Annotated in this window: 2 tRNA genes; both read right to left on the bottom strand. The window is 48.1% G+C overall.

From position 1 onward, the window contains the following. Window positions 1-141: 141 nt before the first annotated feature. Window positions 142-217: transfer RNA gene (locus L1070_RS20200), tRNA-Glu, on the bottom strand. A gap of 71 nt (window positions 218-288) precedes the next feature. Continuing rightward, window positions 289-364: transfer RNA gene (locus tag L1070_RS20205), tRNA-Glu, on the bottom strand. Window positions 365-399: the final 35 nt, after the last annotated feature.

Consider the following 399-nt stretch of genomic DNA (forward strand, 5'->3'; position numbering starts at 1 on the left):
CAAGTTGAGTATCGAAGATGCTCCAAGTTGAGTATCGAAGATGCTCCAAGTTGAGTATCGAAGATGCTCTATTTCTGTGTCACTAGGACTGGCTATTTTATCTCTCACCATATGAGCTTTTGGTACTTTACAAAAGTAAAGTGGCGTCCCCTAGGGGATTCGAACCCCTGTTACCGCCGTGAAAGGGCGGTGTCCTAGGCCTCTAGACGAAGGGGACACAGATGTGTCACTAGGACTGACTATTTTAACTCTCACCATATGAGCTTTCGGTACTTTACAAAAGTAAAGTGGCGTCCCCTAGGGGATTCGAACCCCTGTTACCGCCGTGAAAGGGCGGTGTCCTAGGCCTCTAGACGAAGGGGACACAGATGTGTCACTAGGACTGGCTATTTTAACTCG

Source organism: Pseudoalteromonas sp. MMG022 (assembly GCF_021654245.1).
GTDB lineage: Bacteria > Pseudomonadota > Gammaproteobacteria > Enterobacterales > Alteromonadaceae > Pseudoalteromonas > Pseudoalteromonas amylolytica.